We start from the raw sequence: 14,033 nt of genomic DNA, 5'->3' as shown, positions 1-14,033 counted from the left end.
CTGAGTACCGTCTGGTCCCGAATCCAGGATCCTGTAACTTAAGCACCCACTTATTTTGCAGGTGGACACCTCATGCGCGCTAAAGAAAGACTTCCCCGGAAACACTATTCCCCTGAATTCAAAATGGAACTGGTCAGGCTGGCTCTTGAAGAAGAAGGCAGTATTGCCGCACTGGCCCGGAAACATGACGTCAATGATAACCTGCTCTTTAAATGGATAAGGCTCTGGCAGCGTGAAGGGCGGGTCTGTCGGCCCCGAAAAAACTCATCGTCGCTTCCTGCCCTGATACCCGTGCAGCTTCAGGCGGGCTCTTCTCTCCCAACCTTCGAACTACCATCCTGCTCTCCTCCCGCTACCTGCCACATAAAATGTCGGGGAGGAGAAATAACACTGACTCATCCCTCTGCTGAACTCATGAGCACTGTCCTGCGCGAACTGATGCGGGGGCCTGTATGATAAATCTTCCCGCAGGCACAAAAATCTGGCTGGTTGCCGGTATCACCGATATGCGCAACGGCTTCAATGGCCTCGCCGCAAAGGTGCAGACCGCGCTGAAAGATGACCCGATGTCCGGCCACGTCTTCATCTTCCGGGGACGCAGCGGCAGTCAGGTAAAACTGCTCTGGTCCACCGGCGATGGTCTGTGCCTGCTGACAAAGCGACTGGAACGTGGTCGCTTCGCCTGGCCCTCAGCCCGCGATGGCAAAGTGTTCCTGACGCCGGCGCAACTGGCGATGCTGATGGAAGGTATCGACTGGCGACAGCCAAAGCGGTTACTGACATCCCTGACCATGTTGTAGCGCTCTTTATCCTGGTTGTCGCAGAATAAGCCTGGTAAAATACAGGCTTATGAACGACACCTCTTCTGACGACATCCTTCTGCTGAAACAGCGCCTGGCCGAACAGGAAGCGTTGATCCACGCCCTGCAGGAAAAGCTGAGCAACCGGGAACGCGAAATAGACCATCTGCAGGCGCAACTGGATAAGCTGCGCCGGATGAACTTCGGCAGTCGTTCCGAAAAGGTATCCCGCCGTATCGCGCAAATGGAAGCTGACCTGAACCTGCTGCAGCAGGAAAGCGATACGCTGACCGGCCGGGTGGATGACCCGGCAGTGCAGCGCCCGCTGCGTCAGACCCGCACCCGCAAACCGTTCCCTGAGTCACTCCCACGGGATGAGAAGCGGCTGCTGCCGACTGAGCCGTGTTGCCCGGAGTGCGGTGGTTCGCTGAGTTACCTGGGTGAGGATGCCGCCGAACAGCTGGAGCTGATGCGCAGCGCCTTCCGGGTTATCCGGACAGTCCGTGAAAAGCATGCCTGCCGTCGGTGCGATCGCATCGTTCAGGCCCCGGCTCCTTCGCGCCCCATCGAACGGGGGATCGCCGGACCGGGGCTGCTGGCCCGAGTGCTGACCTCAAAGTATGCAGAGCACACACCGCTGTATCGCCAGTCGGAGATCTATGCCCGCCAGGGTGTAGTGTTGAGTCGTTCTGTACTGTCGGGCTGGGTGGATGCGTGTTGTCGTCTGCTGGCACCGCTGGATGAAGCCCTTCAGCACTATGTCCTGACCGACGGCAAACTCCATGCTGACGATACGCCTGTCCCGGTGCTGTTGCCAGGCAATAAGAAGACGAAGACCGGGCGCTTATGGACGTACGTTCGAGACGACCGCAACGCCGGATCAGCGCTGGCCCCCGCAGTGTGGTTCGCTTACAGCCCGGACAGAAAAGGTATCCACCCTCAGACCCATCTTGCAGGCTTCAGTGGCGTACTGCAGGCTGATGCCTACGCCGGGTTCAACGAGCTCTACCGCGACGGCCATATAAAGGAAGCCGCGTGCTGGGCCCATGCCCGCCGAAAAATCCACGATGTTCACGTCCGTACCCCGTCAGCCCTGACGGAGGAGGCGCTGAAACGGATCGGCGAGCTGTATGCCATCGAGTCGGAGCTCAGAGGTAAAAGAGCAGAGGAACGGCAGGCAGTCCGGCACCAAAAAGTGCTGCCGCTGCTGGCGTCACTGGAGGGGTGGCTGCGGGAGAAACAGAAAACCCTCTCAAGGCACTCAGAACTGGCGAAGGCGTTCGGGTATGCGCTGAACCAGTGGCCGGCGCTGACCCGCTATGCAGAAGATGGCTGGGTGGAGGTGGATAATAACATTGCCGAAAACGCCCTACGACTGGTCAGTCTGGGGAGAAAAAACTGGCTGTTCTTCGGCTCGGATCATGGTGGTGAGCGCGGTGCGTCACTGTACAGTCTTATCGGGACGTGCAAATTAAACGGCGTGGATCCGGAACGCTATCTGCATCATGTACTTGATGTCATCGCCGACTGGCCTGTGAACCGGGTGGGTGCTCTGCTCCCGTGGCGGGTTACTCTGCCTGCCTGACCAGCTTCACTTCGTCAATACGGTTCTCACTGCACGCTTACGATTAACGTGTGATGTTTTTACGTTTTCCAGGCAGCCTTCATCGGTAAGTACCTGTCTTACAGACTTCAATGCACTTAGTTAAGAAACATCCTAATCGTCCTTTCGCCGATCGCGAGATCTGTTATGGCAGCTAAACTCGATTGATACCCCAATCCGCGGGGCAGCATTTCCTTTCCGCACGCAAGAAGGAGAAGATCATGAAAGCAGTAATTTACAACGGTCCTTATGATGTAAAAGTAAAAGACGTACCGGATGCGAAAATTGTCCGCCCCACGGATGTACTCGTCCGCATCACCACCACCAACATTTGTGGGTCGGACTTGCACATGTATGAGGGCCGGACCAGCTTTGAACAGGGACGGATTCTGGGTCACGAAAACCTGGGTGAAGTGGTCGAAATTGGCTCAGGCGTTGAACGTATTAAGGTGGGCGACTATGTTTGTCTGCCGTTTAACGTGGGATGTGGTTTTTGCGAAAACTGTGAAAAAGGTCTGACCGGCTTTTGTCTCACTACCAATCCGGGTACGGCAGGCGCAGCTTATGGTTTTGCTGAAATGGGTCCCTGGGAGGGAGGTCAGGCGGAACTGCTTCGGGTGCCATTTGCCGACTTTAACTGCCTTGTTCTTCCCCCTGATGCGGCAGAAAAAGAAGATGATTATGTGATGCTCTCTGACATTTTTCCTACCGGCTGGCATGCAACAGAACTTGCCGGATTGAAGCCTGGTGAAAGCGTGGCCATTTATGGCGCGGGGCCGGTCGGTTTGATGGCAGCTCATTCGGCGATCATTAAAGGTGCTTCACAGGTGTTTGTGGTTGATACGCACACAGACCGGTTGGCTCTGGCTGAAAAAATGGGGGCGACGGGCATCAATGCTACTGGCGATGAAGCTGTACAAAAAATTCTCGACCTGACGGATGGACGCGGTACGGATTGTGGCTGCGAATGTGTTGGCTATCAGTGCTGTAACAAACATGGCCATGAAGATAACTCTGTTACCATGAACAGTCTTGTTGCGTCGACGAAAGCAACCGGGGGAATTGGTGTGGTTGGCGTCTTTATTCCTCAGGATCCGGGGGCTGAATCGGAGCTTGCCAGAGAGGGTAAGATGCCATTTGATTTTGGGAGTTTCTGGTTTAAAGGACAGGCAATCCGTACCGGCCAGGCGAACGTTAAGGCCTATAACCGTCAGCTGTCTCGCCTCATCCATCACGATAAAGCCAGTCCGGGCAAAATAATTTCTCATCGTCTTTCGCTTGAAGAGGCTCCTGCCGGATATAAGCACTTCGATGAGCGGGATGAAGGATGGACGAAGGTTATCCTTAAGCCTTAAATAGAGTTATCCGGTATGAGAAAGCAAAAACCGGGAAAGAATGTATGACTTTTGACAGGGTGCAATAAAATATCCTGTCAGGGCGTTATTATTCATACTTTCAGCTGCCAGGCGCTTCCATATCCAGACTTGTTCCCTGATTTTGCCGACGAGATAGCAAAATTAATACATTCAGGAGGAGGCATCTGCGGTTGATCTGTTCCGTATTTATTAACGCCCTGTGCTGTAAGTATTGTCTGCCTCTACCACATAGCAGACATGTGCGCAGGAACGGTCCGCTATGAGCGAAAAGCGGACTTCCGGTCCTTGCGCAAACTCCCGTTCCGAGAAGTTGCAGTTCACAAATCACCTGTTAAAGAAGGTATGGTAGCCCACAGCATTAATTTTGCTTCCATCTTCAGTCAGACTGGCCGGTACCGGCTTCCGATAAGTTTCGTCGGCTGAGGCCCGCTAAAGTAGAGAGGTCAAAAAATAACCTTGACGTACAATAATTTTCGATATCCAAACTGACCCCTAATTAGGTGGACACCTGATGACTGACTTAAAATTTCTATCACGCCAGCGTTACACATCCGCAGTCGCATCTTGCGGGGTTCAGCGGGGTGTTGCAGGCGGACGTGCACGTGCGGACGCCCTCTGACACCACGACCGAAGCGCTGTGCCGTATCGGCGAGCTGTATGGCATCGAGGCGGGCATCCGGGGCAAAAGCGCGGCGGAACGGCTGGCCATTCGGCAGGAAAAAGCGGTACCGCTGCTGACCGCGCTGGAGGGCTGGCTGCGTGAAAAGCAGAAAACGCTGTCACGGCACTCGGAGCTGTCGAAGGCGTTCGCGTACGCGCTGAACCAGTGGGATGCGCTGAAATTATACCTGCGGGAGATTACTGATACAGAACACGCCGGGAATGTGCCGCCATTGACGCAATGACGACACAGCCCTTTTTAACCGTTCCGTGAGAGTTCCCTGGCAATATACTGTGCGGTACGGCTTTCTTTGACCTGCGATACCTGTTCGGGAGTTCCTGCGGCAACCAGGCGTCCTCCCTCATGTCCCGCTCCAGGACCGATGTCGATAACCTGGTCTGCCTGAGTAACCGCCCGCATATCGTGTTCAATCATTATCACCGTATTTTCTGCATCAACAAGCCGCTGCAGCTGCACAAGGAGGCGGTCGGCGTCTGAAGCATGCAGGCCGGTTGTCGGTTCATCTAGGATATACAACGTGTGGCCACGTTGGCTACGTTGTAGTTCGGTTGCCAGCTTGATCCTTTGCGCCTCCCCTCCGGATAACTCGGTTGCTGGTTGTCCCAGACGCAGGTAGCCCAGACCAATTTCACTCAGCAGACGGAGGGGACGAGCCACTGGTTCTTCAGTCGCAAAGAACTGACTGGCTTCATCCACCGTCATATGCAGGACCTCCGCGATATTTTTGTCCTGCCAGCAGATCCTGAGAGTATCCCGGTTATACCGCGCGCCATGGCAGGTCGGGCACGGTGCATACACGCTCGGCATAAACAACAGCTCCACGCTGACGAATCCTTCACCTTCACAGGTTGCACAGCGGCCTTTTGCCACATTGAAAGAGAATTGACCCGCATCGTAATGATGGAGTTTGGCGTCAGTCGTTCCGGCAAAGAGCTTACGAACAGGATCAAACAACCCGGTATATGTCGCCAGGTTTGAACGGGGGGTCCTGCCTATCGGTTTCTGGTCAACCTGAACCAGACGCTTTACCAGTCCGGTATCACCGGTCAGGGTACCGTACGTTTTCTCCGTTACGGATGGCCCCTCAGCGTCGCTGGCTTCGGAAAGCACGTCTTCTGGCTCACCGCCAAGTGAAGAAAGCACCAGTTCCGGTAAGGCCTGGGCAATCAGACTGGATTTACCGGAGCCAGAGACTCCCGTCACGGCTGTCAGCACACCCAGAGGAATATCAACATCGATCCACTTAAGATTGTGGCGATGGATCCCCTGCAGTTTCAGCCACCCGGATGGGATACGGGCAAAAGATTGTGGTGGCCGGACTTCATCAAATAAATAACGCGCGGTACGAGATTGGGTGACGGCTTTCAGATCTTCAGGAATACCACTGTAGAGAACATGTCCTCCCTGTTCACCAGCCGACGGTCCCACATCAACAAGCCATTGCGCCCGTCGCATCAGGTTAAGATCATGTTCAACGACAAACACCGAGTTGCCGGCATCACGAAGGTTCTCAAGCGCATCGTAAAGCGCTTTACTGTCTGAGGGGTGCAGACCCGCAGACGGTTCATCAAGAACATAGACCACACCAAACAGCATCGAACTGAGTTGCGTGGCAAGACGCAGTCGCTGAAGCTCTCCTGCAGATAGAGTTGGGGTTGCTCTGTCCAGCGTAAGATAACCCAGCCCCAGCTTCTGCAACTGATACAACCGGGCCATGACACCACCGGTCAGCCGTTGTGCCGCCAGTCGTTTCTCTTCCGATAACGCCGATGTCCGGCAGACATCGGCGTTATCGGAATGGACCGCTTTTCCGGATGCAGCACGCTCTGTCAGATCCCGACGGGTGATATCCCTGTCGGCATCTGCGCCGGCGTGGTGGGCACTGAAATCCCCCCGGGAGATTGGAAGGAGCAATTCCGCCAGCTGGTCTAAGGGCATCTGCATAAATTCACCAATGTCCACACCGGCAAAGGTGACGGACAATGATTCTGACTTCAGTCTTTTCCCGTGACAGACCGGACACAGCTTGCCTTCCATAAAACGGGAGACTCGTTTTCTCATCAACGCGCTTTGCGTGCTGGCGAAGGTATGTAGCACATAACGACGTGCCCCGGTGAAGGTCCCCATATAACCCGGCGTCATTTTTTTCCTGACGGCTTCGCGCGTATCTTCCGGACTCAGTCCCGGGAAAACCGGTACAGTGGGGGTGTCTTCGGTAAAAAGGATCCACTGACGGTCTTCCGCTGGCAGATTTTTCCAGGGAGTGTCGATGTCATACCCCAGCGTCACCAGAATATCCCGCAGATTCTGTCCGTGCCAGGCCGGGGGCCAGGAAGCAATAGCCTTTTCACGGATACTAAGTGAGGGATCGGGCACCATCAGTGTTTCAGTTACCTCATAGATATGGCCCAGACCATGGCAAGAAGGGCATGCCCCCTGCGGCGTGTTGGGAGAAAAATCCTCGGCATACAGCATCGGTTGTCCGGCAGGATAAGCGCCCGCCCGTGAGTACATCATTCGCACCAGACTGGATAAGGTGGTCACGCTGCCGACAGAGGAGCGCGCGTTACTGGCACCGCGTTGTTGCTGAAGCGCAACGGCTGGCGGCAGTCCGTCAATGGCATCCACATCCGGAACCCCGACCTGATCAATGAGGCGACGAGCGTAGGGGGCAACCGATTCAAAGTAGCGCCGTTGCGCCTCAGCATAAATGGTGCCAAAGGCCAGTGAAGACTTACCCGAGCCTGACACACCCGAAAAAACAACCAATGCGTTGCGCGGAATGGAAACATCCACCTCTTTAAGGTTGTTCTCGCGAGCACCGCGAATCACAACTGAATTGTTGTCGTCAGTCAGGATGGGATGATAACCGAAAAGTTTCTTTGCCATAGAATTTCCTGTGCTAGGTGTGTCCGCTCTTAATAAGGCCACCTCTTGTGACGGTATCTGGTGTGCCGGACCGCTCGATCAGAAAGCCCGTCGAAAAAAGCGTTTGTGTGACTGGAAACAGATTGCTGAAGCTGGGCCCGGTGGTACCATGTGGGACACCGCTGAAGTTTCAGCGGTACCCTGCGGATCCGCCTTCTGTATGAGAACTGGCTGGCGGCGTACCCGGGACCGGAGATTTGGCTCCCGTGATAATGCGGGCTCCCCGGTACGCGACGCTGTGGTTCCAGACCCAGCTGATGGCGACACTCAGGCGGTTTCGGGTACCAATTAAAAAATACAGATGAATAATGCACGTGATTTCATATGTCATTTCCTTTCATTACAGTTTTAGACCCCATCAGACATCTGCCTGGCAGAGTTAACGGAGATAGGAGCGGACTATCGAAATGGTGTCGTCGATTGACCTCTTCTGCGACTCATTTCGTTTGCCCGTATCGGGGAATTCCTCCCGAAGATAGCTTTCCAGAACAACCGCCATCAGGTCGTTAACGGCTCCCTGGACTGACCCCGCCCCGGTAGACGATCCTGCCCTATAGTTTGAGTATAGGAGGAGCGTATGGGCACACCACGATTTACACCTGAATTTAAGGAAGAAGCCGTCCGTCAGATAACGGAACGCGGTTATTCCGTCGCCTAAGTATCTGAGCGTCTGGGCGTCTCTGCACACCGCCTCTACAAGTGGCTACGGGCTATCAAACCTGATAACAGCGAGCAGCATGCCCGGGATTTACTGGAAGCTAAAAGCGAGATCCTGAAACTCCGGGCGCAGCTAAAACGCACCGAAGAAGAACGGGATATCCTGAAAAAGGCCGCGCGGTACTTTGCAAAGGAGCCCGACTGAAGTACCGCTTTATCAATGAGCACCGAACTGTATGGGGTGTGATGACGATGTGTCGGGTACTGAATGTCGCCCGGGCCGGGTTCTATGCGTGGCTGCATAACCCTGTCTCGGCGCGTGATAAAGATAACCAGCGCCTGCTGATGCTTATCCGCGACTCATATTCCCTGAGCGGAGGCGTATACGGTTACCGGCGGGTTCATGGCGATCTGAACGAAATCGGGGAAACCTGTGGTAGAAACCGGGTGGGTCGGATCATGCAACTGGACCGGATTAAAGCTGTGCGCGGCTATAAAGCGCCACGTCGTATCGCTGGCAGGCCTTCAGTCGTTGCTCCTAATCTCGTGCAGCGGCAGTTCACCGTTGTCCGGGCCACCCAGGTCTGGGTCACCGATATTACTTATAGTGTGCCCGGAGTTCAGGGCGGGCATGGATGCTTAAATGAACCGCGAGTCTGTCTGGAATATTGAACCGGTAACTCACGATGAGAAACCCAACAATCCCACCGGGTGTGACGGTGGAGAACCTGAGCGGCAGTGACCTGCGGCATGCCCGCAGGGTGATGTAACCCGCTGACAACGGGGATTGAGGCGAGATCACTAAGCCGAGATGATCCTCAAGGTTAAGTACTGAAAGGCTGAAGAACATGAACCCGTTAATCCGCCTCTGTGGGTTGAAAACGTCACCACGGCCTACGTGATCTGACAGGCCGTGCAGGAGGAACTGGCAGTGATACGTAAGCACTGCCGGTCGAAGGTGTTTTGACATGTATGCGAAACACCGGGGCAGCAGCGTCTATCACGCTTGCGTTGCTGACTTCTGCCAACTTGCGGCAAGCAAGGATAAAGAGTGCGACGGGCAGCCTCCTCAGTATGCCTGAGTCCAGGCAGGTAAACCGGGGAAGGTCAGCGACGGATGTTAAGGGGGCATGGCTCCGATGACGCGCTGGCTGGCGGAGCTTCCGTAGTAGTCCGCGATGGGGAAAGCCCATTACATGGCGAAGGGAAGCAGTTTGAATGTGTTTGCGACGTGAATTAACTGACCTAACGAGGTGAAGACCTTTGATAATCAGCGAAATGCAACGCAAGCTTGCCACATGGGCAGCCACCGATCCGTCCCTACGGATTCAACGGCTGCTGCGTCTGATAACACAACCAGAATGGCTGGCTGAAGCGGCGCGGATCACGCTTTCATCAAAGGGGGCCCATACCCCCGGCGTTGATGGCGTGAACAAAACAATGCTACAGGCCAGACTGGCTGTTGAGCTGCAAATCCTCAGGGATGAATTACTCTCAGGCCACTACCAGCCCTTGCCCGCCAGACGGGTTTACATCCCTAAAAGCAACGGCAAACTGCGACCACTGGGTATCCCCGCGTTGCGGGATCGTATTGTTCAGCGGGCCATGCTGATGGCGATGGAGCCGATATGGGAGAGTGATTTTCATACGCTCTCATATGGCTTCCGGCCTGAGCGCAGTGTCCACCACGCGATCCGCACGGTGAAATTACAGCTCACAGACTGTGGTGAAACCCGGGGACGCTGGGTGATTGAAGGCGACCTGTCCAGTTACTTCGACACCGTACATCATCGACTGCTGATGAAGGCTGTACGCCGCAGGATCAGTGACGCACGTTTCATGACTCTGCTGTGGAAAACCATCAAGGCGGGACATATCGATGTCGGTCTCTTTCGGGCGGCCAGTGAAGGTGTACCACAGGGCGGTGTTATATCGCCGCTATTATCGAACATCATGCTGAATGAGTTCGATCAATACCTGCATGAGCGCTACCTGAGCGGGAAAGCCAGAAAAGATCGGTGGTACTGGAATAACAGTATCCAACGGGGCCGAAGTACGGCGGTCAGAGAAAACTGGCAGTGGAAACCCGCGGTGGCGTACTGCCGCTATGCCGATGATTTTGTCCTCATCGTCAAAGGCACCAAAGCACAGGCGGAAGCCATCAGGGAGGAGTGTCGGGGTGTGCTCGAAGGCAGTCTGAAACTCAGGCTGAACATGGATAAGACTAAAATCACCCATGTTAATGACGGCTTTATCTTTCTGGGGCACAGGATCATTCGCAAACGCAGTCGTTATGGCGAGATGCGAGTGGTCTCAACGATCCCGCAGGAGAAAGCCAGAAACTTCGCCGCATCGCTGACAGCACTGTTATCAGGCAACTACAGTGAAAGCAAAGTCGATATGGCTGAACAACTCAACCGAAAACTGAAAGGCTGGGCCATGTTCTATCAGTTCGTTGATTTTAAGGCCAAAGTCTTCAGTTATATCGACCGTGTCGTGTTCTGGAAGCTGGCTCACTGGCTGGCCCGCAAATACCGTACAGGTATCGCTTCCCTGATGAGGTGGTGGTGTAAATCACCGAAACCGGGTCAGAGCAAAACGTGGGTTTTATTTGGTAAAACCAATCACGGCAAGCTCAGCGGCGAAATACTGTACCGGTTGGTGGGGCAAGGCAAGAAGCTGTTCCGCTGGCGGCTACCCGAAGGTAATCCCTATCTGAGGACGGAGACCAGAAACACGTATACATCGCGCTTTACAGAAGTGGCAATGGCGTTCGCCAGCATTTAAATGGAGAGCCGGATGCGCTGAAAGGTGCACGTCCGGTTCGGGGAGGAGAGGCAGGGAAATAGTCCGACTACGCCCTGCCTCTTACTCTACTCCGCACCTGGCAGGGCTGGCTGTATCTGGCGGTGGTTATCGATCTCTTCGCCCGTAATGTGGTCGGCTGGTCGATGAAACCCACTCTCTCACGCGAACTGGCGCTCGACGCGCTGATGATGGCGGTCTGGCGCCGAAAACCAGACAGCGAGGTTATCGTACATAGCGATCAGGGCAGCCAGTACGGCAGTGACGACTGGCAGCGCTTCTACCGGGCCAATAACCTGGCGCCGAGCATGAGCCGGCGTGGCAACTGCTGGGATAATGCGGTGGCCGAATCGTTCTTCAGTTCGCTGAAAAAAGAACGGATCAGAAAACGCATATATAAAACCAGGGATCTGGCCCGGGCGGATCTTCGATTACATTGAAGTCTTCTATAACCGGTCCCGGCGCCACAGCCACCTCGGCGACGTCAGTCCGGAGGCCTTCGAACAGGCCTCGTCGTGAGGACAGGATTTGTCTACAGGCGTGGGGTCAGTCCAAACTATAGGGCAGGATCGTCTACCGGGGCGGGGTCAGTCCATCAACGGCTCGGAAGTGTCTAGATTATCCGTGGCGATTCAGTTACAGTACATCTCAGGTCTGCAGGGTTCAGGCCCTGTTCAGGCCTGAAAATTAAGCACATTTTCTGAGGCTGGAAATCAACTCATGCTGACAGCCTGAGCCTGTTGGCATGGTAAGCAATGTGCTCACCAATAAAGCTGGAAATGAAATAATAGCTGTGGTCGTATCCAGTATGATATCGGAACGACGCATTGAGGTTCATCTCATTGCATACTCTCTCAAGGATTTTGGTGCGCAGTTGCTCTTCATAAAAGGCGTCACTCAGCCCCTGATCAATGAAGATTTCTGGTAATTTTTCACCCTGTAAAATGAGGCTGACTGGATCGTAGGCTTCCCACGTTTTTCTGTTTTCACCCAGGTAAGCGCTAAATGCCTGTTGCCCCCATGGCACCTGAGAAGGCGATACTATCGGGGAAAATGCTGATACGCTCACATATTCACCAGGATTTCGCAGAGCCAGCACCAGAGCACCCAGCCCTCCCATAGAATGACCGGATATAGATTTTCTTGCCGTTGCAGGAAAATGATTCATGACGACATCCGGAAGCTCTCTGAGAATATAGTCATACATCCTGTAATGAACATTCCACGGCTGTTCCGTCGCGTTCAGATAAAAACCGGCCCCCTGGCCAAGATCGTAACTGTCGGCATCCGGGACATTATTACCCCGGGGACTGGTATCCGGGACAACAACGATGACGTTATGCCGGGCTGCATAATGCTGCATACCTGATTTGGTGATGAAATTCTGCTCAGTACAGGTCAGGCCCGACAACCAGTATAGTACCGGCAGTTTTTCTGTTACTGCTTTGGGAGGAAGATACACACCGAAATTCATTTCACAATTAAGGGATTGTGAATAATGCCGGTACACGTTTTGCCAGCCGCCAGAGCTGGCATGCTGCTCAATGAGTTCCATCAGCCGTTATCTCATGGTTATTTCCCCTGACCGAAGCCAGGGGAAGTATCTTTAAATCCGGACGTCAGATAAACGTATACGCCGTGATTTTGTTACCCGCCGGATCCCGCAGGTAGGCAGCATAGGCCCCGGGAAGGTGACCACGCGGGCCAGGTTGACCTTCATCAGCTCCACCGGCGGCAAGGCCGGCAGCATGGAAAGCATCAACCTCTTCCGGGGTGGCAGCAGCGAAGCCGACAGTCACCCCGTTAGCGGAAGGTGCTTCACCGTTGCCCGGACGGGCAATGATAAATGCCGGCTTTTCGCGGCCATAGAGTACCCAGCCGTTGCCAAACGGGCCGAGGTTATTGATACCAAGCGTGCCCAGGACGACATCGTAAAATGCGGAGGATTTCTCGACATCGGCTGCGCCAATGAACACATGAGAAAAGATGCCGTCACCAGAAATTACCGGAGTTGTCATTTTCCACTTCCTTCAGTTTGAGTTGATTAAAATTCTGATGGGATCAGTAATGAATCACTGTCCGGATAGATTTGCCTTCATGCATAAGCTCGAAGGCGTCATTGATTTCATCCAGTGTCATCGTATGGGTTACAAATGGCTCAAGGTCAATATCCCCCTTCATGGCATCCTCGACCATACCGGGGAGCTGAGTGCGGCCTTTTACTCCGCCAAACGCGGAACCTTTCCATACGCGCCCGGTGACCAGCTGGAAAGGACGGGTGGAAATCTCCTGTCCGGCCCCTGCGACACCAATGACAACGGACTGCCCCCACCCACGGTGAGCACTTTCCAGCGCTGCACGCATGACGTTAACGTTACCGATACATTCAAAGGTATGGTCAATACCCCACTTGTTGATATCCAGCAGAACATCTTTAATCGGTTTGTCATAATCATTCGGGTTAATGCAGTCAGTGGCCCCGAACTGACGGGCCAGGTCAAATTTTGTCGGATTAGTATCGATAGCGATAATACGTCCCGCTTTTGCCTGACGGGCCCCCTGTACCGCAGCCAGACCAATTGCCCCCAGACCAAAAATGGCAACTGAATCGCCCGGCTGCACTTTAGCCGTGTTATGGACGGCGCCAATACCGGTAGTCACGCCACAACCCAACAGGCAGACGTGTTCATGGTTCGCCTCCGGGTTAATTTTTGCCAGAGAAACCTCGGCCACAACGGTGTATTCACTGAATGTGGAACATCCCATGTAGTGGTAAAGAGGCTGACCGTTGTATGAAAAGCGAGTGGTCCCGTCAGGCATCAGTCCTTTGCCCTGAGTCTCGCGAACCGATACACAGAGGTTCGTTTTACCGGACTGGCAGAATTCACACTCCCCGCATTCAGCGGTGTAGAGCGGAATAACATGGTCACCCGGCTTCACACTGGTGACGCCTTCACCAACTTCAACGACGATACCGGCTCCCTCGTGGCCGAGAACCACCGGGAAAACGCCCTCAGGGTCATTCCCTGAGAGGGTAAAGGCATCGGTATGGCAGACACCTGTGTGGGTGTTTTTAATCAGCACCTCGCCTTTTTTAGGCGGAGCAACATCAATTTCAACAATCTCCAGGGGCTTCCCTGGTGCAAATGCAACAGCGGCACGTGATTTCATACGTAATATAT

9 protein-coding genes and 3 pseudogenes are annotated in these 14,033 nt (G+C 54.2%); 8 read left to right on the top strand and 4 right to left on the bottom strand.

The genetic code is table 11. The annotated features are described in order from the left end of the window. The first annotated feature begins 72 nt into the window (after positions 1-72). The 5 genes and pseudogenes from tnpA to NI40_RS18735 form a co-directional block, all read left to right on the top strand. Positions 73-456 (top strand): IS66-like element accessory protein TnpA, encoded by a 384-nt coding sequence (tnpA, locus tag NI40_RS24530; protein ID WP_001201739.1) that lies wholly within the window; start codon positions 73-75, stop codon positions 454-456. Further along, positions 453-800: an IS66 family insertion sequence element accessory protein TnpB gene (tnpB, locus tag NI40_RS18750; protein ID WP_000609174.1), complete on the top strand. Its 348-nt coding sequence runs from the start codon at positions 453-455 to the stop codon at positions 798-800. The genes tnpA and tnpB overlap by 4 nt, the downstream gene beginning before the upstream one ends. 49 nt (positions 801-849) lie before the next feature. Next, positions 850-2,385 carry an IS66 family transposase gene (gene tnpC, locus NI40_RS18745; RefSeq protein ID WP_001000406.1) on the top strand — a complete coding sequence of 512 codons (1,536 nt, stop codon included), beginning with the start codon at positions 850-852 and terminating at the stop codon, positions 2,383-2,385. Positions 2,386-2,624: 239 nt separating this feature from the next. Beyond that, positions 2,625-3,758, top strand: a complete 1,134-nt coding sequence (locus NI40_RS18740; protein ID WP_022651297.1) for a glutathione-independent formaldehyde dehydrogenase — start codon at positions 2,625-2,627, stop codon at positions 3,756-3,758. Between the two features lie 569 nt (positions 3,759-4,327). Then, positions 4,328-4,627, top strand: a pseudogene (locus NI40_RS18735) (IS66 family transposase); the annotation flags it as partial. Between the two features lie 71 nt (positions 4,628-4,698). Here NI40_RS18735 and NI40_RS18730 read toward each other — a convergent pair. Next, positions 4,699-7,350, bottom strand: a complete 2,652-nt coding sequence (locus tag NI40_RS18730) for an excinuclease ABC subunit UvrA (RefSeq protein ID WP_012561117.1) — start codon at positions 7,348-7,350, stop codon at positions 4,699-4,701. A gap of 616 nt (positions 7,351-7,966) precedes the next feature. Between NI40_RS18730 and NI40_RS23690 the strand changes: the two are divergent. The 3 genes and pseudogenes from NI40_RS23690 to NI40_RS18710 all read left to right on the top strand — a co-directional run. Then, positions 7,967-8,652, top strand: a pseudogene (locus NI40_RS23690) (IS3 family transposase); the annotation flags it as partial. Between the two features lie 672 nt (positions 8,653-9,324). Continuing rightward, positions 9,325-10,833, top strand: a complete 1,509-nt coding sequence (ltrA, locus tag NI40_RS18715) for a group II intron reverse transcriptase/maturase (protein WP_001189111.1) — start codon at positions 9,325-9,327, stop codon at positions 10,831-10,833. Positions 10,834-10,913: 80 nt separating this feature from the next. Beyond that, a pseudogene (locus tag NI40_RS18710) lies at positions 10,914-11,370 on the top strand (IS3 family transposase); the annotation flags it as partial. A gap of 199 nt (positions 11,371-11,569) precedes the next feature. On the opposite strand, the gene fghA reads toward NI40_RS18710, so the two are convergent. The 3 genes from fghA to frmA all read right to left on the bottom strand — a co-directional run bounded on the left by fghA (position 11,570) and on the right by frmA (position 14,022). Then, positions 11,570-12,406 carry an S-formylglutathione hydrolase gene (fghA, locus tag NI40_RS18705; protein ID WP_012561110.1) on the bottom strand — a complete coding sequence of 279 codons (837 nt, stop codon included), beginning with the start codon at positions 12,404-12,406 and terminating at the stop codon, positions 11,570-11,572. 64 nt (positions 12,407-12,470) lie between these two features. Then, on the bottom strand, positions 12,471-12,869 hold the full coding sequence (locus tag NI40_RS18700; RefSeq protein WP_012561111.1) for a VOC family protein: 399 nt from the start codon (positions 12,867-12,869) through the stop codon (positions 12,471-12,473). A 43-nt stretch (positions 12,870-12,912) separates the two neighbouring features. After that, entirely contained in the window at positions 12,913-14,022 is a 1,110-nt protein-coding gene (frmA, locus tag NI40_RS18695) for an S-(hydroxymethyl)glutathione dehydrogenase (protein ID WP_017384070.1), read from the bottom strand. Between the last annotated feature and the right edge of the window lie 11 nt (positions 14,023-14,033).

This window comes from Enterobacter sp. E20 (assembly GCF_000801755.2).
GTDB classification, from domain to species: domain Bacteria; phylum Pseudomonadota; class Gammaproteobacteria; order Enterobacterales; family Enterobacteriaceae; genus Enterobacter; species Enterobacter asburiae_B.
Note: the sequence above shows the minus strand (reverse complement) of the source record. Positions and strands in the feature narration are given on the sequence as shown.